Here is a 20,569-nt window from a genome sequence, read left to right as displayed (position 1 = left end):
TTTTCGGTCCTTTCTTTTTGTGAGCAAACCGAAAAACGAGGAAGAAGTATGAAATTAGATTTATATGAAATTGCAGAAGTCCTGTCTGCGAAAAATGATGTGACTCAGTTTGAAAACGTCGTGCTAAGAAATGCTGAGTTTGACAGCCGCTTGATTGAGTCGGGTGACCTTTTTGTGCCACTCAAGGGGGCGCGTGATGGTCACGATTTTATCCCAACAGCCTTTGCTCAAGGAGCTGCTGCCACTCTATCTGAGCGTCCAGTGGCAGAGGGAGCTTATATCTTAGTTGACGATGTTCTGACGGCCTTTCAGCGCTTGGCCCAGTACTATCTGGAAAAGATGCAGGTGGATGTGGTGGCAGTGACAGGCTCCAACGGTAAAACGACAACCAAGGATATGCTGGCACATCTACTAGCAACCACTTACAAGACCTATAAGACCCAGGGCAATTACAATAACGAAATCGGTCTGCCCTACACGGTTCTTCACATGCCTGAGGACACAGAGAAACTTGTCTTAGAAATGGGGCAGGACCACTTGGGCGATATCCATCTCCTGTCTGAACTTGCCAAACCTAAGACAGGCATTGTAACTCTGGTTGGAGAAGCCCATCTGGAATTTTTCGGCAGCCGAACGGAAATTGCTCAAGGCAAGATGCAGATTGCAGACGGTTTGAGAAAAGATGGTCTCTTGATTGTTCCGGCGGATAAGATTGTCAATGAATTTCTGCCAGCAGACTGCAAACTGGTTCGCTTTGGTCCTGATGCGGATATCTTCCTGACGTGTCTGGAAGAGCGCAAGGACAGCTTGAGCTTTGACTGCAACTTTTTAGAGAAAAGGATTGACCTGCCTGTGACCGGCAAGTACAATGCAACCAACGCTATGATTGCAGCCTATGCGGCTCTGCAGGAGGGGGTATCTGAGGTGGCTATTGCTCAAGCCTTTTCTGAGCTAGAGCTGACCCGCAATCGAACGGAGTGGAAGAAAGCTGGTAATGGCGCAGATATCCTATCGGATGTCTACAATGCCAATCCAACAGCCATGCGCTTGATTCTTGAGACCTTCTCGACCATTCCGGCTAATCCAGGCGGACGAAAATTAGCGGTGCTGGCGGATATGAAAGAGCTGGGAGCGGACTCTAAGTCCATGCATGGCTCTATGATTACCAGCCTCAATCCAGAAATTGTGACCGACCTTTTCCTCTATGGGCAGGATATGGAAGCCCTCTATGACTATGCCAAGGAGATTTACCCGCCAGGAAAGGTGCATTACTTTATCAAAAATGACGAGAAAGACCAGTTTGAACAGCTGAAACAAGCTGTCAGAGAGAAGCTTACTCCTGCCGACCAAATCCTTCTCAAAGGCAGCAATTCCATGAATCTGGCTAAGCTGGTAGAGGATTTGGAAGATGGAAACTAAAGAAGCTGCAAAAACCATTCAACGTCTCCTTTCTATTACAGAGACTGGACTGGCATTTAGTCGTGATGAATTTGATCGAGAGCGTTACTTAGAACTCCGTCAGCTTTTGGGACACCTTCTGGCTGATTGGTCAGATTTGGATGGGAAAGAATTGGCAGAGCTGTTGCGCCCAACGGATTTTTATGCCACTCCCTTGATTGATGTCCGAGCTGTACTGGTTCGAGACGGAAAAGTCTGTTTAGTCAAGGGCAAAAATGAGAAAACTTGGGCTTTACCTGGCGGCTTTTGTGAAGTCGGCCTATCTCCTAAGGAAAATATCGTCAAGGAAGTCCAAGAAGAAACGGGATTTAATGTTTCAGTTTCTCGTCTGCTTGCAATTTTTGATACTAATAAATTTCAATTTCAGAGTAAGCAATATGCTAAACTGGTCTTCGAGTGTCAGATAGAGGATGGAGATTTTCAGCCTAACACAGAAATAGAAGAGTTAGCTTTCTTTGATATCCAATCTTTACCAGAATTATCCTCTAAGCGGACGACAAAAGAACAGTTGGAAATCCTTTGGGAGATTTATCAAGGAGACAGAGAACAGTATTTGGATTAGTTAAGTAAGTTTCTGGGATACTTTTTGTCTGAAAAAGCTAGAAATTATTGCAAAAACAGGCAAACTCAGACTTGTTCAAAGTTTATACTAGAATGGGAATCTAGGAGATGGGAATAAGAGATATGTTTACAACCTATAAAACCGAACCGCCTCAGCTGGGACTTTGGTATTTTGTTCTTTTGGGGCTGGTCTTTGCGATTATCTGGCTTTCCTATCGCTACTACAATCGGAAGCCTTACCAGCAGCTATTTGTCGGGATGCAAGCTTGCCAGCTGATAGGTCTCTACTCTTGGTATACGCTGACTGCTGCCCCACTGTCTGAGAGTCTGCCTTTTTATCATTGCAGAATAGCCATGTTTGCCTTGATGTTTCTGCCTAATCGCTCAGTGTATAAATTCTATTTTGCGCTTTTGGGGACTTTTGGCTCGATTGTAGCCTTTATCTATCCGATTTTTGATCCCTATCCTTTTCCCCATATCACTATTTTGTCCTTTATCATCGGCCATCTGGCGCTCTTGGGAAATTGTTTGATTTATCTTTTCAGATATTATCATACTTTCTCTATGAGCTGGCAGCGAGTGGTGTGGACGACCTTTATGATGAATGCTTTTTTGCTTGTTATCAATATGTTGACAAAGGGTTCTTATGGATTTCTCACAGATCCGCCGCTTGTTGGCAATCACGGACTCCTGCTCAATTATCTGCTTGTCTCAATCGTCTTAAGTGTAGCAGTCTGCTTGGTTTCTGAAATTTTTAAGCGCGTGGAGCAGACCAAGACAGTCACCCTAACTTAATTATCTCATGGAGGATTTATGAAAGATTTTTTAACTACGACAAAAACGGTGGCACCGCCTATCTCGATTTTATGGTATGCTGTGATGATTGCTCTGGTCTTGCTGTCTATTTGGAGCTCGCTCAAATATCATGATAATCCACGTTTTGTCAAGGCTTTTAAGTGGATTCAGATTGCTCAGCTGCTGATGCTTTATAGCTGGTATTTTGGTTTTCGGATTCCCTTTACCAACAGCTTGCCTTTTTATCATTGCCGCCTGGCTATGTTTGCAGTGGTTTTTCTGCCAGACAAATGGCGCAGTAAGCAGTATTTTGCTCTATTAGGAGCCAGCGGAGCGGTCTTTGCCTTGGGTTATCCAGTCTTTGACCCCTATGATTTCCCGCACATTACCAGCTTCTCTTTCCTGATTGGCCACTATGCCCTCTTGGTTAATTCCTTGATTTATCTGATGAATCACTACGACAAGACCCTGCTCAAGAAATACATGATTGTAGCCTACACCTTTGGGCTCAATCTTTTCCTAGTCGGCGTTAATCAAGTGACCGGAGGTAATTACGGTCTGCTAAAAAGCCCGCCTTTTATCCCTAACGCACCCCTATGGATAAAGTATCTTCTTGTGTCAGTCATCCTTTCTTTGGCCCTGGTTCTCTTTGATATATTGTTTAAGATACGGTGGAAAAAGCAGTTAAGTCTGGTCCACAGTTAATTCACTTTAAATTTATAGCTCCTGTCAAGTTAATGTCGCAGGAATTTTCTTAATTAGATAGTTTTATCATGACTTGCTTTGCTTCTAGTAACAAATGGACTGTTTGTCTATCAACTCTTTAAGCTGGTCGAGCTAGACGCTTCTGTGACAGCTGAAGAAAAGGAAGAGCTGGAAATCAGAAAAACGCCTGCTCTATTTACTGGGTTTAATCTTCATCTTTACAATTTTCCTCTTTAGCAGTGTCATTGTCAGATTATAAGAGAAATTTCATTGACATAGGAGAATAGAATCGCTCGGAAGGGCGATTTTTATCTTCTTTAGATAATTGAAAAAAAGCGCTAAATCCGCTATAATAGGTAGGTTGAAAGGATTGAAATACTCCGATGTAAAATAAAAAAACAAATACTAAGATTCACCATTATCCTAAATGAAAGAAAGAGAAGAAGATGACTTTACACGAAGAAATTAAGAAACGCCGAACCTTTGCCATTATCTCCCACCCAGACGCGGGGAAGACGACTATTACGGAGCAGTTGCTCTACTTCGGGGGCGAGATTCGTGAGGCTGGGACAGTCAAGGGGAAAAAAACTGGTAACTTTGCCAAGTCGGACTGGATGGATATTGAGAAGCAGCGGGGGATTTCAGTGACTTCCTCTGTCATGCAGTTTGACTACGATGGTAAGCGGGTCAATATTCTGGATACACCAGGGCACGAGGACTTCTCAGAAGATACTTATCGAACCTTGATGGCAGTGGATGCTGCGGTCATGGTTATTGACTCGGCTAAGGGTATTGAGGCCCAAACTAAGAAATTGTTTGAGGTTGTGAAACACCGTGGCATTCCAGTCTTCACTTTTATGAACAAGCTGGATCGTGACGGTCGCGAGCCCTTGGACTTGTTGGAAGAACTGGAAGAGATTTTGGGAATTGCCAGCTATACGATGAATTGGCCGATTGGCATGGGTAAGAGCTTTGAAGGTCTTTATGACCTTTACAATGAGCGGCTGGAGCTTTATAAGGGCGAGGAGCGCTTTGCGACTCTGGCAGAAGGTGACCAACTGTTTGCTTCTAACCCTTTCTATGAGCAAGTTAAGGAAGACATTGAGCTCTTGAGCGAAGCTGGAAATGAATTCTCGGAAGAAGCGATTTTGGCCGGTAAGCTGACACCAGTCTTCTTTGGTTCAGCCCTGACCAACTTTGGGGTACAGACCTTCCTTGAGACTTTCCTTAAGTTTGCTCCGGAACCACATGGTCACAAGAAGACAGATGGCGAGGTAGTCGAGCCACTCAGTCCAGACTTTTCAGGCTTTGTCTTTAAAATTCAGGCCAATATGGACCCGCGCCACCGCGACCGTATCGCCTTTGTCCGTATCGTTTCTGGCGAGTTCGAGCGCGGTATGAGTGTCAATTTGCCTCGCACTGGCAAGTCTGCCAAGCTATCCAATGTCACTCAGTTTATGGCCGAAAGTCGGGAAAATGTGACCAATGCTGTAGCTGGTGATATTATCGGGGTTTATGATACGGGGACTTATCAGGTCGGTGATACCTTGACTGTAGGCAAGAATAAGTTTGAATTTGAGCCTCTGCCAACCTTTACTCCTGAAATCTTTATGAAGGTTTCAGCTAAGAATGTCATGAAGCAAAAATCCTTCCACAAGGGGATTGAACAGCTGGTGCAGGAGGGAGCCATCCAGCTTTATACCAACTACCAGACAGGCGAGTACATGCTGGGCGCTGTTGGTCAGCTCCAGTTTGAAGTCTTCAAGCACCGTATGGAAAATGAATACAATGCTGAAGTGGTCATGAATCCCATGGGTAAAAAGACGGTTCGCTGGATTTCACCTGATGACCTGGACGAGCGTATGTCTTCTAGCCGTAATATCCTAGCCAAAGACCGCTTTGATCAGCCAGTCTTCCTCTTTGAAAACGACTTTGCCCTGCGCTGGTTCGCGGACAAGTATCCAGATGTTAAATTAGAAGAGAAGATGTAACTCAGTACCAACAATTGAAACTAAAGTTCCTACTTGTTGGACGCTAGGTACTATTGTATAGACTAGCTAACTGCCTTACTAACTCATTGACGAATAATAATCGTTTTCGCCTCTTCGTGTCGTAGTGAATGGGATTGTTATGATTGTATAACAAACTAAAGTTATTAACGCCGAGCTCTGTTGGACCCTTGCTAGCCACTTGACTAATTTCATCAGGCGAAGTAGTTAATTTGATTGGTTTTGTGCTTCGACATTGCATATTTACTTGCAGAAAGAGTTTATGAAGTTGGGCGCTAGTTTATTAGAGAATCATTCTACCTCATAGAAAGGAGTTCCATGTTTCTGGAAAGAAAACTAAAAGATCAGTCTGTCTGGATCAACATTGACTCAGATAGTTTCAAAAAGAACGCCCGGATTTATCAGGATTATGAAATTGATAAAGAGACCATCGAGTATGCGCTGGATAAGAACGAGCGAGCTCACATGGACTACAATCGTGAGAATGGAACGGTTGTCTTTATCTACAATGTCCTTAATCTAGCGACAGACAAGGAATATTATGAAACAATTCCCATGACCTTTGTAGTGCAGCAGGGGCGTCTCATCACCATTAGTAATCAAGACAATGCCTATGTTGTGGATATGATGAAAGCCTATACTGAGCATCATGTGCCAGTATCGGTCTATAAGTTTCTCTTCGCTAGTCTGGAGTTGATCTCCAATTCTTACTATCCAGTCGTTGAGCGGATGGACAAGCGTAAGGATGAGATTAATGCTCTCCTGCGTCAGACAACTACCAAAAAGCATCTTTTTGCTCTGTCCGACTTGGAAACATCTATGGTCTATCTGCTTGCTGCTGCCAAGCAGAATCACATGCTCCTAGAACATATCAAAAGCCATGGCATTTACCGCCGTTTTGATGAATTAGAAACCGAGCAGTTTGAGGACGCCATGATTGAGGCTCGTCAGCTCGTCTCCATGACCGATTTGATTGCTCAAGTTCTCAGCCAGCTTTCTGGCTCCTACAATAATATCCTAAATAACAATCTGAATGACAATTTGACGGTTTTGACCATCATTTCTGTCCTTCTGGCAGTACTCGCAGTTATCACTGGTTTCTTTGGTATGAATGTTCCTCTGCCTTTGTCAAATGATAAAAATGCCTGGATTTATATTGTTGTTATTAGTCTAATCATCTGGGGCCTCCTGACCAAGCTTCTTAAATGGCTGGCCAATAAGAAGTAAGCATTTGAAATTATTTTTACTATAGCAAGCACCGAGAATGGTGCTTGTTTTTTCTTGTTTGGAAAAGAAAATGATTAGTACAGTTTGCCTGTATTTAAAAAACTGTTATTTTGTGTTAGAAAACATAACATAAAAATTATGAATTTTTATTGCATAAAATTTCATAATAAAGTATAATATAAAACAATTTAAAATAAGTGAGGGGGAGAAATATGGCAGAATACCTAAGCGATTTAAATTATAAAGGCAATGTATACCAGTATACAAACCTTATAAAAGTCTCAGCTCTACTAGGAGGGGATATAGAAGGGCTTCCTTATTCTATACGAATATTATTAGAAAGTGTTCTCCGTAAGGAAGATGGCATTGACGTAACAAAAGATAACATTAGGTCTTTGATTCATTATCAAGCTAAATCACCAAGCGGAGAAGTTCCTTTTAAGCCTAGTCGAGTTATTCTCCAGGATTTTACGGGTGTTCCTGTTGTGGTGGATTTGGCAAGTATGCGCGATGCGATTGTTGGACAGGGAGGTCGGGCCAACCAGATTAATCCGGAGATTCCGGTTGATTTAGTCATTGACCACAGTGTTCAGGTGGATTTTTATGGCTGTGACACAGCTCTGGAGGCCAATATGACCCAGGAATTTGTCCGAAACAATGAGCGCTACGAATTTCTCAAATGGGCAGAAAAATCATTTGATAATTACCGAGCGGTTCCCCCTGCTACTGGGATTATCCATCAGGTCAATATCGAGTTTCTCAGTGATGTCATCATTGAAAAGGATGGCCAACTTTATCCGGACAGCATGTTTGGGACGGACAGTCATACGACCATGATCAATGGGATCGGTGTTCTGGGCTGGGGAGTCGGTGGGATTGAGGCCGAGGCTGCCATGCTGGGTGAGGCTTCTTATTTCCCTGTTCCTGAGGTGATTGGTGTTCGTCTCTTGGGCAAGCTGCCTAAGATTGCGACAGCGACGGATTTGGCTTTAAAGGTCACGCAAATCTTGCGGCAGGAAAATGTTGTTGGCAAATTTGTCGAGTTCTTTGGGCCAGGCTTGTCTCATCTAAGTCTGGCTGACCGGGCAACGGTGGCTAATATGGCGCCAGAATATGGAGCTACCTGCGGTTATTTTCCGATAGATGAGGAAACGCTTAATTACATGCGTCTGACCAATCGATCAGAAGAACATATCGAGCTGACCCGTCTCTATGCTCAAAAAAATCACCTCTTCTATAATGAAAAGGTTGAGCCGAACTATACCAAGGTAGTCGAAATTGATTTGTCCAGCATTGTGCCGAGCATCTCTGGACCCAAGCGTCCCCAAGATTTGATTGAATTAACAGCTGCTAAAGAAGAGTTTCAAGCTAGTCTAGTCAGAGAAGTGGGGGTCCGAGGCTTTGGGCTAGATGAGAGCGAGCTGGAAAAGTCAGCAGTGGTTCAGTTTTCTGACCATGAGGAGACGATTAAGACCGGTCATGTGGCTATCGCTGCCATTACTAGCTGTACCAATACATCTAATCCCTATGTCCTGATGGCGGCGGGGCTTTTGGCCAAGAAAGCAGTAGAAAAAGGCTTACGGGTTTCAAAGGCTGTCAAGACTTCTTTGGCTCCCGGCAGCAAGGTGGTCACAGGCTATCTCAAGAAGAGCGGTCTTCAGTCCTATCTGGATCAGCTTGGTTTCAATCTTGTCGGCTATGGCTGCACCACTTGTATTGGAAATTCAGGCGATCTCCGACCGGAAGTGGCTCAGGCGATTACGGATACTGACTTGCTGGCTAGTGCTGTTCTTTCAGGAAATCGGAATTTTGAAGGGCGGATCAATCCACTGGTCAAGGCCAATTTCCTAGCTAGTCCGCCCTTGGTGGTTGCCTATGCTCTGGCTGGAAATACCAATATTGATCTGACCAGCGAGCCACTAGGTTATGATCAAAAGGGGCAGCCAGTTTATTTGATGGATTTGATGCCGGAGCACGACTTGGTTGCAGATTATGTTCAAAAATATGTGACGCGCCAGCTTTTTGAAAAAGAATATGCTCATGTGTTTGATGACAATGAAAAATGGAACCAGATTCCGACAGCCTCTTCTCAAAATTATCAGTGGAACCAGGCTTCGACCTATATTCAAAATCCACCTTACTTTGATAGCTTAGCTAATGATTTAGCCATTCAGCCTCTGAAAAATCTTGCAGTGCTGGCAAAATTTGGGGATACGGTGACGACAGACCATATCTCCCCAGCAGGAAATATTGCCAGAAATAGCCCAGCAGCTTCCTATTTGATGGAGCATGGAGTGGATTACCAAGAGTTTAATTCTTATGGCAGCCGTCGGGGCAATCATGAGGTCATGATGCGGGGGACTTTTGCCAATATTCGAATAAAAAACGAACTGGCGGATGGGAAAATTGGTGGGTACACAGATTATAAAGGAGAGTTGCTATCCATTTATGAGGCAGCCATGCGCTACAAGGAAGAGGAAATTGACACCATTGTCTTAGCTGGCAAAGACTACGGTATGGGATCCAGCCGTGATTGGGCAGCTAAGGGGGCTAATCTTTTGGGTGTCAAGGTGGTGCTGGCAGAGAGTTTTGAGCGTATCCACCGGTCTAATCTGGTCATGATGGGGATTCTTCCTTTGCAGTATCTAGAGGGCGAAGATGCGGATAACCTAGGCTTAACAGGCAAGGAGACTTTCGACATTAATCTCCCGCAGAACCCGCAAGTTGGCCAGCTAGTTGACGTGGTAGCGCGGAAAGGTGCTGAAGAAATAGCTTTTCAAGCTCGGTTGCGCTTTGATGCAGAGGCGGATATCCGTTACTATGAAAATGGGGGGATTTTGCCCATGGTTGTTAGAAAGAAATTAGAGGAGGTGTGAGCATGAGTCAGACGGACGGTTTGAAAGATACCATTGCCTGCGATACTCGGATTAGCCAGATTGTGGATGATTCTTTGTCTTATGCAGGCTACAATATTTCTGAATTGGTAGAGCACCATGCGAGTTTTGAAGAGGTGATTTATCTGCTGTGGCATTTGCATTTGCCGACTCAGATTGAGCTCAAGCATTTTGAAGAAGATCTGCGAGCTAATTATGCCATTAGCGATGCGGTGGAGCAGTGCATCCTTATCCAGTCCCGCAAGCACCTTCATCCCATGAGTGTCTTGCGCTCAACGGTCAGTCTTTTGGGTGTTTATAATGTCCATGCTGAGGAAGCATCTCTAGAAGCTACCTATGAGCAGAGCATCCAGCTTATGGCAAAGATGCCGACTATTATTGCGGCTTTTGCCAGACTGAGGTCGGGTCAGACTCCGATAGAGCCGCGGGAGGATTTAGGTTTTGCGGCTAATTTCCTCTATATGCTCAAAGGACAAGAGGCGAGTGAGCTTGAAGTCAAAGCCTTCAACTGTGCCTTGGTGCTCCATGCAGACCATGAACTCAATGCTTCAACTTTTGCAGCTCGAGTCTGCGCCTCAACCTTGACCGATATTTATTCCTGCGTGACAGCAGCTGTTGGAGCGCTCAAGGGCTCCCTCCATGGAGGTGCTAATGAATGTGTCTTTGATATGCTGAAAGAGATTAGAGCGGAAGGAAATTGTCAGGCCTACCTAGACCGCAAGCTGGCCTCTCACGAGAAAATTATGGGCTTTGGTCATCGAGTTTACAAGACCCAAGATCCGCGTGAAAAATACCTTCGTCAAATGGCCAAGGACTTGACACAGGGAACCAAGGACGAGGTCTGGTACCAGCTTTCAGAAGAAATTGAAGCCTATATGAAGCATACCAAGCACCTGATACCGAATGTCGATTTTTATTCGGCTACGGTTTACCATGTGTTGGGCATTGATAGCAGTATCTACACCCTGATTTTTGCCATGAGTCGGGTGGCTGGCTGGATTGCCCATATTCAGGAACAGCGCAAGAACAATAAGCTGATTCGACCACGTTCTAACTATATCGGTGCTCAAGGTTTGGAGTATCTTCCCATTGGAAGGAGATAAAATGGCAGATAAGATTTTGTTTGAGAAAGGCCGATTGCAGGTACCGGATGCTCCTATTATTCCTTACATCCAGGGTGATGGGATTGGGGTTGATATATGGAGAAATGCCCAGCTGGTCTTTGATAAGGCTGTAGAAAAGGCTTGTGGTGGCCAGAGAAAAGTTGTTTGGAAGGAAGTTTTGGCTGGGAAAAAAGCAGCAGACCTGACGGGTAACTGGCTACCGGATGAAACGCTGGCAACGATTAAGGATTGTATGGTGGCAATTAAGGGCCCGCTAGAAACCCCAGTCGGAGAAGGGATTCGTTCGCTGAATGTCGCGCTGAGACAAGAATTGGATCTCTATGCCTGCTTGCGGCCAGTTCGTTATTTCAAGGGAGTTCCTAGTCCGCTCAAGCACCCAGAGAAGACTGACATCACAATTTTTCGGGAAAATACAGAAGATATCTATGCAGGGATTGAGTGGGAGAGTGGAACGACTGCAGTCAAAAAAGTTATCGATTTCCTGCAGGAGGATATGCAGGTTTACAAGATTCGCTTCCCAGAAAGCTCTGCTATTGGAATCAAGCCTATCTCTAAGCAGGGCAGCGAGCGGCTAATACGGGCGGCTATTGACTATGCACTAGCCAAAGGACTGAGCCGGGTGACTCTGGTCCACAAGGGCAATATCCAGAAATTTACAGAGGGCGGCTTTCGGAAATGGGGCTATGAACTAGCTCAAAGAGAGTATGCGGATGAGTTAGCTTCTAGAAAACTAATCATCCAGGACGTCATTGCGGACAATTTTCTGCAACAGATTTTGCTCTATCCCGAGAAATTTGATGTAGTCGCCTTGACCAATTTAAATGGTGACTATGCCAGCGATGCCTTGGCTGCTCAGGTGGGCGGGATTGGTATCGCTCCAGGGGCCAATATCAATTACGAGACTGGTCATGCTATTTTTGAAGCTACTCACGGGACGGCGCCAGATATAGCAGGTCAAAATAAGGCTAATCCTTGTTCTCTTCTCTTATCAGGGGTCATGCTCTTTGCTTACATTGGTTGGCCGGAGGTATCTCATCTCCTAACTAAGGCTGTTGAGAAGGCTCTCTTTGAGCAAAAAGTGACAGGGGATTTTGCCAGTCAGCTGGAAGGAGTAGCAGCTTTGACCACTAGTCAATTTGCTGAGGAGTTACTGGCTAATATAGAAAAGTGTCCATAATGAAGAAAAAAAGTGGTGAAGAAACTGCCTATCTAGACAATCTCTTCATCGCTTTTTTGTCTTTTTCGATATTCCAGTCCCCAGCCGATGATCCAGCAGAAGACTAGTAGATAATTTTCAATCCAGCCCAGAAAGTTTGCTTGATTCGCCTTTTCCAGATAGCCTAGCAGATGGTTGGTGCCAAAGCCCAGCCCACCCAGAATCAGTGCTAGCAAGGTCATACGCAGATAGAACCAATCATACTTTATGTTGGTGGCAATGACTAAAGGCAGAATAGCCAGATTCCAGAAACCAATTTCCCGCTGCCAGTAGGGAGCTAGACCATAGATGGATTCATTGCCCAAGAGCTGGGGTTGGAAAATCTGGATCATAGCCGCGCCCAGCATAGCTAAAATCAGTAAAATGAAAGTCACTCGTAAAAATTTATTCATACCTGTCTCCTTTCTTCTTTGTAGATTATAATGTTTTTGAAAATGATTTTCAAGTTTTCATTTTTTACAAAAGAAACCTCTAATAAAATATTTTACAGGCAAGTCCTATCTTTTTAGGTGCTTTTGTGGTATACTAGATTAGTTGCAGAAATACAGTTTTTCTATTCAGTGGGAGCTAGCGACCGAGTCGGCGCTTTTTTAGTGCTTGGACTTGAGAGCCCATATTTATGAAGAGAAGAGCGAATACTCTCAGAAAATCGAGATTTAGAAAGCGACAAGTGCTTGGTATGTTTCGATAGTTGAGTATCAAAAGCCTTATAAGGTGGCTTCGCACCGCCTTTAGAAAGAAGAAGAACATTGAAATTTAATGAATTACATTTATCTACTGAATTACTAGCAGAGATTGAAAAAGCTGGCTTTGTAGAAGCGAGTCCTATTCAAGAAAAGACAATTCCACTTGCCATGGCAGGTAAGGATGTCATTGGTCAGGCCCAGACAGGGACAGGAAAGACAGCGGCCTTTGGCTTCCCAACTCTGGAGAAGATTGATACAGATAATCCTGCTGTGCAGGCTTTGATTATCGCTCCAACCCGTGAATTGGCTGTGCAGAGTCAGGAAGAGCTTTTCCGTTTTGGCCGCAGTAAGGGTGTCAAGGTGCGTTCTGTCTACGGTGGCTCCAGCATCGAAAAGCAAATCAAGGCCCTCAAATCTGGTGCTCATATCGTCGTAGGAACACCTGGCCGTCTCTTGGACTTGATCAAACGCAAGGCGCTTAAGCTGAATCAGATTGAAACCTTAATCTTGGACGAAGCGGATGAAATGCTTAACATGGGATTTTTGGAAGATATTGAGTCTATCATTTCCCGTGTGCCAGAAGAGCGTCAGACCTTGCTCTTTTCAGCAACCATGCCGGATGCTATCAAGCGTATCGGTGTCAAGTTCATGAAGGAGCCTGAGCATGTCAAGATTGCTGCTAAAGAGCTGACGACGGAGCTGGTAGATCAGTATTATATCCGTGTCAAGGAAAATGAAAAATTTGATACCATGACCCGCCTGATGGACGTGGACCAGCCTGAGCTTTCTATCGTCTTTGGCCGGACCAAGCGCCGGGTGGATGAGCTGACTCGCGGTCTGAAAATCCGCGGTTTCCGAGCAGAGGGTATCCATGGTGATTTGGACCAAGGCAAGCGCCTCCGCGTTCTCCGAGACTTTAAAAATGGCAATCTGGATGTCTTGGTGGCGACAGATGTGGCCGCGCGTGGCTTGGATATTTCTGGTGTGACCCACGTCTACAACTATGACATTCCGCAGGATCCAGAAAGCTATGTTCACCGGATTGGTCGGACTGGTCGTGCTGGTAAGTCAGGTCAGTCTATCACTTTCGTAGCGCCAAATGAAATGGGCTATCTGCAGATCATCGAAAATCTGACCAAGAAGCGTATGAAAGGCCTTAAGCCAGCGACTGCAGAGGAAGCTTTCCAAGCTAAGAAAAAAGTTGCTCTTAAGAAGATTGAACGCGATTTTGCGGATGAAAGCATCCGTTCTAACTTTGAGAAATTCGGCAAGGATGCCCGCAAGCTGGCAGCAGAATTCAGCCCAGAAGAGCTGGCTATGTATATCCTCAGCTTGACGGTGCAGGATCCAGATGCTCTTCCTGAAGTAGAAATTGCCCGTGAAAAACCATTGCCATTTAAACCGTCTGGCGGTGGCTTTGGCGGAAAAGGCAAGGGCGGTCGTGGCGGAAATAGCAACCGTCGCAACAATGACAATCGCCGTGACCGAGGTGGCCGTCGCGACCAATTTAAGAAAGGTCGTAAAGAAGAGCGGTTTGATAAAGAAAATCGCTACCGCAAGGACCACAAGAAGCCACGCAATACTTCTAGCGAAAAGAAAACCGGCTTTGTCATCCGTAACAAGGGTGATAAATAAGGCGGGTTGTTAACTAGAGTTGGCGGCAATTTTAGCGCCGAGAGAGAATGCAAGTTCTCTCTTTTTTTCGTTTGTTCGATGAGTCCGCTTATCGTCTGTCCTATAGAAATATAAGTCTGAGTCAATGTAGTTTCCTTAATCATGCTGATTGAACTAGCCCTGTTTTTCAAAGTAGATTATAGTCCCCTTATTTCTGCTGTGAACAGTTCTTGGTCTTCTTGCTATAGAACAGGATTCGAAGTATTTGAACTAATTTCGACATCAAAATTCAACATATCAGCTATTTGAAATAAAAAAATTCACAAATCTTTGTTTATATGCTGGAACTGTTGTATAATAAGGTGAAGGTGAGTCTGTAAGAAATTCAGGAGCAAAAGGAGAATGTAAAATGAAAGAAAGTAGACATAGAATCATTCTGCAAGAACTGGATCAAACAGGTGTGGTTGCTGTTAAAAACCTCAAGGAAATGCTGGGTGTCACGGATATGACCATCCGTCGGGATTTGATTGATTTGGAGAAGCAGGGCATGCTGACCCGCGTTCATGGCGGAGCCCATAAGAAGGTCAAAAATGCTCTCAACGAGATTTCCCACTCAGAAAAGCAAATGCTGAATGTTGAGGAGAAGAAGCAGATTGCCCGTAAATGTGCGGATTTGATTGCTGATGGGGATACGGTCTTTATTGGGTCAGGCACCACAACCGATTTTATAGGAGACTATTTGGATGGCAAGAATATCAGCATCGTCACCAATTCGCTGCCAATTTTTGAAAAGTTAAAAGAAAGAGCCAACTTAGATTTAATTCTGATTGGAGGACGTTATCGTGCTAAGACTCAAACCTTTGTCGGTCAGTTTGCCAATAATCTTTTGAAAGAAATCAAGGTTTCTAAGGCCTTTATTGGAGCGAATGGCATTGACGGTCATAATGTTACGACCAGCAATGAAGAGGAAGGCAACGGCGACGCGATTATCCTTAACAATGCCATCAGCAAATATATTGTAGCCGATAACAGCAAGTTTGACAGCTATTCTTTCTATTCTTTTTACCGGCTGGACAGCCTCAGTGCAGTTGTGACCGACGACAATATCGCTCCGAAAGTCAAGGAAAAATACAGCACCTATATTGAAATTTTGTGATGTCTGACCGGTGAGAGAAACTTGCTTCAAATAAATATTTTATAGAGGTTGTGACTGGGATTTTGTCTAGAAATTCTAGTCGCAGCTTTTTTATATCTTTATCTCATTTTGTAAACAACAGTCTTGACTTTGCTGCAGAATTCCTTATATAATAAAATGTATTACTAAATTTTAGGAGGTCTTATGACAATCATTATAGTGATTTTTGCAGCTGTGTCGCTTTTTCGTTTGGTGTTTTTGAGGAAATCCTCTCAGAATGAGCAGGATATTCTGGCCAAGGGTGGCATGGAGTATGGGGTGAAAAATTCAAATATCATGAAGTACCTGCACATGCTTTTTTATGCGGTCTGCTTTCTGGAATTGCTGCTGAAAAAGCCAGCTTTTGACTTTGTGAGTCTATTGGGCGCTGTCTTGTTGCTCTTTTCTATGTTTATGCTCTACCTTGTTGCTAAGCTCTTGGGACCAGTTTGGACCATCAAGCTAATGCTGGTTAAGGATCATAAGTTTGTTGACCACTGGCTCTTTCGCAATGTCAAACATCCTAATTATTTCCTGAATGTTGTACCAGAATTGGTGGGCTTGGCCCTGCTCAGTCATGCTTACTTTGCTCTTTTCATCCTCTTTCCGCTCTACTGTATCACCCTCTATGTCCGTATCAAGGAAGAAGAGCAGTTACTCAAGGAAGTTATCATTCCAAATGGCATTGCTGGCGAATAAAGTTAATAAAATGCGTATCGACTGCAAAAGAAAGGCTAGGATCTTTATGTCCTAGCCTTTTCTTTCATTATTTTTCTTATTTCATCAGCCATTTGCTGGGGTTGGTCCGATTCGAAAAGTAAAGTATTTTCTTCAGGCTGGTGGGCAGTTTGGCTGAAAGCCAAAACTGGCTTCCCCTTGCTGATAGCTCTTTGAACAATCTGGTCGACTTCTCCCCAGTGATTGATATCCAAGTAAATATCCGCCCTATCGAGCAAGTCTTCAATAAAGTCATCCTGGTGGATATTGGTGTAGAGGTTGATATTGGGATAGTCATTAAAGCTGGCTAAGTAAGGAGAAATATTGGTCTTAGCAGCTATGTGAAATTCTAATTCTGGCAGATTTTCTGCTAAATAAGCCAATTGTTCCAAGGTATCAGAAGCTGTCAGCGTAAAGGCATGGAAATTGCCCTGTGGACGCTCCTTAATGATAAGTTCTTCCTTGCTCATAGCGATAGAGTTGCTGGGAATATCCTGGAAAATCAAGCTGTTGGCTCCAATGATGACATTATCGCCAATGGTCACACCTTTGAGAATCACAGTATTGGCCCCAATCCAGCAGTTAGCTCCAATCTTGACTGGCGCAACAGTAAAATCAATCTTCTCAATGTGATAATTAGAATACTGATGATTATGGTCAAAAATGCGGACCCCATCACCAAACATGGTGTCCTTGCCGATTTCGATAGAGTGCTGACAGCGGACAGTACAATGGTCGTTAAAGAAAGCCCTGGTTCCTAGCTTGAGTTGTGCGCCGCTGGCTACATTGAGGCTGGTAAAAGATTGGAAAATGACATCTTGACCGATATCAAGCTGGCTGTCTGGGGAAATTTCGATATGATGAAAGTCGCCTTTAAACTGGATTTCAGGCATTTTGAGTCCTTTCTTTGATGTAAGCCAGTTTGGCTTGTCTAGTTTTCTTTTTAAAAAGTGCTTCAGCCGACATGGCAGCCGGCTTATTAGGGTGTTCCTCTTGGTAAAGTAAGGTAACTGGCAGGCGAGCACGGGTGTACTTGGCTCCTTTGCCAGCTTGATGTTTTTTGAGTCGGGCTTGGACATCCGTTGTGTAGCCAGTATAGAGGGAGCCGTCCCCGCATTCAAGCACGTACATATAGGCTTTATTTTCCATAGTAAATCTCGTGAATCTCCGGAGTGTAGCTGCCGTCCTGATTGTGAATAAAGAGAGGGGGCAGGATTTTTAGACCGTCGCGGGAACCATCTTTAATAGCTTCGATAAGCAGCATATTGGCCTCTTTACCCAACTTTGGATAGACAAACTGGATGCGCTTGGGAGCCAGGTTGTGGGCTTGCATGGTATCTAAAATATCTAAAAAGCGTTCTGGTCGATGAACCATGGCCAACCGACCATTAGATTTGAGGACTCGTTGGGCAATCTTGCAAATCTCTTCCAGATTGGTTGAGATTTCATGGCGGGCTAAAAGGTAGTGCTGGCTTTCATTGAGATTGGATTTCTTGTCAACCTTGAAATATGGCGGATTGCAGAGAATCATATCAACCTTGCTGCCAGTGATATAGCGTCCTAGATTTTTCAGATCGTCCTGAATGACCTGCATTTGCTGAGTCAAATCATTGAGCTCGATGGAGCGCTCGGCCATGTCTGCCAAACGTTCCTGGATCTCGACTGCGAGAATCTGAGCCTTGGTGCGAGTGCTGGCAAAAAGTCCGACAGCCCCATTTCCAGCACAGAGATCGACAATCAACCCCCGCTGGGGCAGTTTGGGAAAGCGGGAAAGCAACACGCTGTCTACCGAATAGCTGAAGACCTCACTATTTTGAATAATCTTGACATCCGTCGAAAAGAGCTGGTTGACTCGTTCTCCGTCTTTTAGTTTTGCTTCGTTCATAAGTCAATTATAGCATGATTTAGCAAGGATTCCAAAGGGATATGGGAAGTTTTTGCACAATTAAAAAACATGCGAAGGCTCTCGCATGTTTTCATGAGCTTAAATGACAATCTTTTTTAGCTAGCTCTTAATCAAATCTGTATTTCTGCTTGATGGTGCAGGTAACAAAGACAAGTCCGAAAACAACCATGAGAATCAGATAGACTGGCAAAGTTGCGGCTGTCAGCGTTGCAATTTCCAAAAGGTGCTGCAGGACAAAGGCTGATAGATAGAAGCCAAAGACAGAGAAGATAATGAGCAGGCTGCGCCAGAGGTTGAGTGGCAGGCAGGCCCGGATGACGGACAGGAAGCTGATGCTGCCTAGCAAGTAGTAGGTCAGGGTGGACATTTCTATGTCACTCCAGCCATGGCTGCTGCCCCAGATGCGAACAAATAGCACGCTGAAGACAATCATGAGGGAGCTTGGCAGAGCTAGCTGCAGGGAGCGTTTGAGGAAGTGCTTTTCAACCGGCTTAATATTGCGCTCAAAGGTGAGGACAAAGGGTGGGAAACCTTCGACAAACTGGTCAATCAAGGTGATCTGAATCGGGATGAATGGGAAAATCAAGAGGTATTCAGGTTTTCCGAGCAGGATACTGGCGATACAGATGATAGCCAGGATAAAGGAATAGATCGTCTTGATGAAGAAAATCGGAGCAATCCGGCCGATGTTGTTAACAACTCGGCGGCCTTCAAAAAGAATCTCAGGGACATCGTTAAAGTCGGAATTAAGAAGGACCAAGTTGGCAATTTGCCGAGTTGCGGGGTCGCCCTCCGCCATGACGATGGAGCAGTCTGCTTCACGCAAGGCTAAGATATCATTAACCCCATCTCCGGTCATGGCTGTTGTCCGACCAGCGGCCTTAAGAGTCTGGATGAGCAGCTTCTTCTGATGGGGAGAAACACGGCCAAAGATGGCTGTTTCTTCGGCCTGCTCAACCAGTTCTTGATCGCTGATTTTAGAGCAGTCGATGTAGCTGTCGTAGTTGGCAAATCCAGCTTGGCTCGCGATATGGGAAACAGTCACAGGATTGTCACCAGAGATGATTTTCAGATCAACATCCTGAGAACGCAGGTAGTCTAGTGTCTCGGCCGCTCCCTCCCGAATAGGATCAGTGATTTCCAGAACAGCCAGAGCAGTCATATCTTCAGGCAGTTGGATGCTGTGTTTGTCTAGCACTTGCTCGCTGTGAGCCAGCACCAAAACCCGTGATCCGCGTTTTTGAGCCTCTCCAACCGCTGCAGGATTGCTGTTCAGCAGCATTTCGGGAGCCCCCAGAAAGATAGTTCCGACACTGGATAAATGCATAGCGCCCCATTTTCGGTCACTAGAAAATGGGATGACATTGTCGCTAGTATAGGTGTGTTCTAAATGGCCGTATCCCTTGCGGATAGCCTGAGCAGTTGGGTTATTATCCTCGCTGGTTTGGATGTAGGCTGCTAAGATTTGACCGACTGTCTCATCAGAAAACTTATCTGACAGACTATGCAAGGCTTCAACAGTCATTTTACCTTGGGTAATTGTCCCGGTCTTATCTAGACAGAGAGTATCCACCCGGGCCAGAGTTTCAACAGAATACATTTCCTGAACAAGAACTTTGCGCATACCTAGCTTGATGACAGCTGTCAGGAGTGACGTGACTGTCAGCAGGGCAATTCCCTTAGGCAGCATACCCAAAAGAGCTGTCGAGCTAGTAATGACAGAGTTTTTGACAGGCAATCCCTTTATCATCAGGGCTTCAAAGAAGAGAGCCATTCCGAAAGGAATGATAATTTTTCCGGTAAAGCGGGAAATTTTCCCAAGATTGTAAAGAATGCGCGAGTTGATAGGCTTGAGTGTTTTAGCTTCAGTCATGAGCTTGTTGGCGTAGTTATCTGCGCCGACATGGTGCACCTCAGCATAGATCTGCCCACTGGCCAGAAAGCTACCAGACAGCAGCTCAGCGCCTTCTTCCTTGAGAACCAAGTCACTCTCCCCTGTCAGCATGGCTTCATTGGCCTCGGCAACACCTTCTACCACACGGGCATCACTGGGAATCTGCTCGCCAGCTGACAGCTTGATCAGATCGCCCAGCACAATTTCTTCTGGCTGAATTTTGACTTCCTGGCCGTCTCGGATGACTGTGACCAGCTCTCGGCTGACCAGATTGAGCTTGTCAATCATGTGTTTGGCTCGCAGCTCTGTAATAATACCAGTGACGGCGTTAAAGCTGATGACGGCGAAGAAGACTAGATTGCTCCAGGCTTGGACAGAGACCAAGGCTACAGCAATAACAAAGTTAAGGGCATTAAAAAGGGTGAAAACATTCCGCTTAACGATTTGCCAGTTGCTGGTACTGGTGTCACTTGTAAAATCATTGGTCAAGCCCTGCGAAATCTTTTCATCTACTTGGGTTTGGTTTAAACCAATTAATTCTTTCTTGTTCATGAGATTAATGATACCATTTTTTTATGGAAATGGCTAT

Annotated in this window: 17 protein-coding genes; 12 read left to right on the top strand and 5 right to left on the bottom strand. The window is 44.8% G+C overall.

Going from position 1 to position 20,569, the window contains the following annotated elements; genetic code table 11:
• Nucleotides 1-48: 48 nt before the first annotated feature.
• From murF to icd, 9 genes are all read left to right on the top strand, one after another.
• A complete protein-coding gene (gene murF / locus O3620_RS01705) occupies nt 49-1,419 on the top strand; it encodes a UDP-N-acetylmuramoyl-tripeptide--D-alanyl-D-alanine ligase (protein WP_371601357.1) in 1,371 nt (456 codons plus the stop codon).
• Nucleotides 1,409-2,020, top strand: coding sequence for an NUDIX hydrolase N-terminal domain-containing protein (locus tag O3620_RS01700; protein ID WP_293834989.1), 612 nt, complete (start codon nt 1,409-1,411; stop codon nt 2,018-2,020). The genes murF and O3620_RS01700 overlap by 11 nt, the downstream gene beginning before the upstream one ends.
• A gap of 107 nt (nt 2,021-2,127) precedes the next feature.
• Nucleotides 2,128-2,814: a TIGR02206 family membrane protein gene (locus O3620_RS01695; RefSeq protein WP_371601356.1), complete on the top strand. Its 687-nt coding sequence runs from the start codon at nt 2,128-2,130 to the stop codon at nt 2,812-2,814.
• Between the two features lie 18 nt (nt 2,815-2,832).
• Nucleotides 2,833-3,519, top strand: a complete 687-nt coding sequence (locus O3620_RS01690) for a TIGR02206 family membrane protein (RefSeq protein ID WP_002913786.1) — start codon at nt 2,833-2,835, stop codon at nt 3,517-3,519.
• Nucleotides 3,520-3,965: 446 nt separating this feature from the next.
• Entirely contained in the window at nt 3,966-5,510 is a 1,545-nt protein-coding gene (locus O3620_RS01685; RefSeq protein ID WP_002919415.1) for a peptide chain release factor 3, read from the top strand.
• Nucleotides 5,511-5,846: 336 nt separating this feature from the next.
• Nucleotides 5,847-6,755: a magnesium transporter CorA family protein gene (locus tag O3620_RS01680; RefSeq protein ID WP_002919414.1), complete on the top strand. Its 909-nt coding sequence runs from the start codon at nt 5,847-5,849 to the stop codon at nt 6,753-6,755.
• A 212-nt stretch (nt 6,756-6,967) separates the two neighbouring features.
• On the top strand, nt 6,968-9,631 hold the full coding sequence (gene acnA, locus O3620_RS01675; protein WP_002919413.1) for an aconitate hydratase AcnA: 2,664 nt from the start codon (nt 6,968-6,970) through the stop codon (nt 9,629-9,631).
• Nucleotides 9,632-9,633: 2 nt separating this feature from the next.
• Entirely contained in the window at nt 9,634-10,752 is a 1,119-nt protein-coding gene (locus tag O3620_RS01670) for a citrate synthase (protein WP_002919412.1), read from the top strand.
• A complete protein-coding gene (gene icd / locus O3620_RS01665) occupies nt 10,739-11,950 on the top strand; it encodes an NADP-dependent isocitrate dehydrogenase (protein WP_002919410.1) in 1,212 nt (403 codons plus the stop codon). Before O3620_RS01670 ends, icd begins: the two co-directional genes overlap by 14 nt.
• Nucleotides 11,951-11,982: 32 nt before the next feature.
• On the opposite strand, the gene O3620_RS01660 is transcribed toward icd, so the two are convergent.
• A complete protein-coding gene (locus O3620_RS01660; RefSeq protein ID WP_002919409.1) occupies nt 11,983-12,381 on the bottom strand; it encodes a hypothetical protein in 399 nt (132 codons plus the stop codon).
• A gap of 357 nt (nt 12,382-12,738) precedes the next feature.
• Here O3620_RS01660 and O3620_RS01655 point away from each other — a divergent pair, with 357 nt between their 5' ends.
• The 3 genes from O3620_RS01655 (at nt 12,739) to O3620_RS01645 (ending at nt 16,162) form a co-directional block, all read left to right on the top strand.
• Nucleotides 12,739-14,310 carry a DEAD/DEAH box helicase gene (locus O3620_RS01655; RefSeq protein WP_371601355.1) on the top strand — a complete coding sequence of 524 codons (1,572 nt, stop codon included), beginning with the start codon at nt 12,739-12,741 and terminating at the stop codon, nt 14,308-14,310.
• Nucleotides 14,311-14,698: 388 nt separating this feature from the next.
• Nucleotides 14,699-15,445, top strand: coding sequence for a DeoR/GlpR family DNA-binding transcription regulator (locus O3620_RS01650; RefSeq protein WP_371601354.1), 747 nt, complete (start codon nt 14,699-14,701; stop codon nt 15,443-15,445).
• Nucleotides 15,446-15,628: 183 nt separating this feature from the next.
• On the top strand, nt 15,629-16,162 hold the full coding sequence (locus tag O3620_RS01645) for an isoprenylcysteine carboxyl methyltransferase family protein (RefSeq protein WP_002902643.1): 534 nt from the start codon (nt 15,629-15,631) through the stop codon (nt 16,160-16,162).
• A 44-nt stretch (nt 16,163-16,206) separates the two neighbouring features.
• Here the strand turns inward: O3620_RS01645 and O3620_RS01640 are convergent, their stop codons facing one another.
• The 4 genes from O3620_RS01640 to O3620_RS01625 all read right to left on the bottom strand — a co-directional run bounded on the left by O3620_RS01640 (nt 16,207) and on the right by O3620_RS01625 (nt 20,532).
• Nucleotides 16,207-17,073 (bottom strand): DapH/DapD/GlmU-related protein, encoded by an 867-nt coding sequence (locus O3620_RS01640; RefSeq protein WP_002902644.1) that lies wholly within the window; start codon nt 17,071-17,073, stop codon nt 16,207-16,209.
• Nucleotides 17,066-17,329: a GIY-YIG nuclease family protein gene (locus O3620_RS01635; protein ID WP_002902645.1), complete on the bottom strand. Its 264-nt coding sequence runs from the start codon at nt 17,327-17,329 to the stop codon at nt 17,066-17,068. Before O3620_RS01635 ends, O3620_RS01640 begins: the two co-directional genes overlap by 8 nt.
• Nucleotides 17,319-18,065, bottom strand: a complete 747-nt coding sequence (locus O3620_RS01630; protein ID WP_002897979.1) for a tRNA1(Val) (adenine(37)-N6)-methyltransferase — start codon at nt 18,063-18,065, stop codon at nt 17,319-17,321. Before O3620_RS01630 ends, O3620_RS01635 begins: the two co-directional genes overlap by 11 nt.
• Before the next feature lie 127 nt (nt 18,066-18,192).
• The gene (locus O3620_RS01625) at nt 18,193-20,532 is read right to left on the bottom strand and encodes a cation-translocating P-type ATPase (protein ID WP_371601353.1); all 2,340 of its coding nucleotides are present in this window, start codon (nt 20,530-20,532) and stop codon (nt 18,193-18,195) included.
• Nucleotides 20,533-20,569 lie beyond the last annotated feature (37 nt).

Origin of the sequence: Streptococcus sp. 27098_8_134 (assembly GCF_041431675.1) — a bacterium.
Taxonomy (GTDB): Bacteria; Bacillota; Bacilli; order Lactobacillales; family Streptococcaceae; genus Streptococcus; species Streptococcus sanguinis_R.
Note: the sequence above shows the minus strand (reverse complement) of the source record. Positions and strands in the feature narration are given on the sequence as shown.

Excerpts from the sequence above, each read along its gene's own strand:
- murF (WP_371601357.1), top strand. The coding sequence starts at position 49 with ATGAAATTAGATTTATATGAAATTGCAGAAGTCCTGTCTGCGAAAAAT.
- O3620_RS01700 (WP_293834989.1), top strand. The coding sequence starts at position 1,409 with ATGGAAACTAAAGAAGCTGCAAAAACCATTCAACGTCTCCTTTCTATT.
- O3620_RS01695 (WP_371601356.1), top strand. The coding sequence starts at position 2,128 with ATGGGAATAAGAGATATGTTTACAACCTATAAAACCGAACCGCCTCAG.
- O3620_RS01690 (WP_002913786.1), top strand. The coding sequence starts at position 2,833 with ATGAAAGATTTTTTAACTACGACAAAAACGGTGGCACCGCCTATCTCG.
- O3620_RS01685 (WP_002919415.1), top strand. The coding sequence starts at position 3,966 with ATGACTTTACACGAAGAAATTAAGAAACGCCGAACCTTTGCCATTATC.
- O3620_RS01680 (WP_002919414.1), top strand. The coding sequence starts at position 5,847 with ATGTTTCTGGAAAGAAAACTAAAAGATCAGTCTGTCTGGATCAACATT.
- acnA (WP_002919413.1), top strand. The coding sequence starts at position 6,968 with ATGGCAGAATACCTAAGCGATTTAAATTATAAAGGCAATGTATACCAG.
- O3620_RS01670 (WP_002919412.1), top strand. The coding sequence starts at position 9,634 with ATGAGTCAGACGGACGGTTTGAAAGATACCATTGCCTGCGATACTCGG.
- O3620_RS01660 (WP_002919409.1), bottom strand. The coding sequence starts at position 12,381 with ATGAATAAATTTTTACGAGTGACTTTCATTTTACTGATTTTAGCTATG.
- O3620_RS01650 (WP_371601354.1), top strand. The coding sequence starts at position 14,699 with ATGAAAGAAAGTAGACATAGAATCATTCTGCAAGAACTGGATCAAACA.
- O3620_RS01645 (WP_002902643.1), top strand. The coding sequence starts at position 15,629 with ATGACAATCATTATAGTGATTTTTGCAGCTGTGTCGCTTTTTCGTTTG.
- O3620_RS01640 (WP_002902644.1), bottom strand. The coding sequence starts at position 17,073 with ATGCCTGAAATCCAGTTTAAAGGCGACTTTCATCATATCGAAATTTCC.
- O3620_RS01635 (WP_002902645.1), bottom strand. The coding sequence starts at position 17,329 with ATGGAAAATAAAGCCTATATGTACGTGCTTGAATGCGGGGACGGCTCC.
- O3620_RS01630 (WP_002897979.1), bottom strand. The coding sequence starts at position 18,065 with ATGAACGAAGCAAAACTAAAAGACGGAGAACGAGTCAACCAGCTCTTT.
- O3620_RS01625 (WP_371601353.1), bottom strand. The coding sequence starts at position 20,532 with ATGAACAAGAAAGAATTAATTGGTTTAAACCAAACCCAAGTAGATGAA.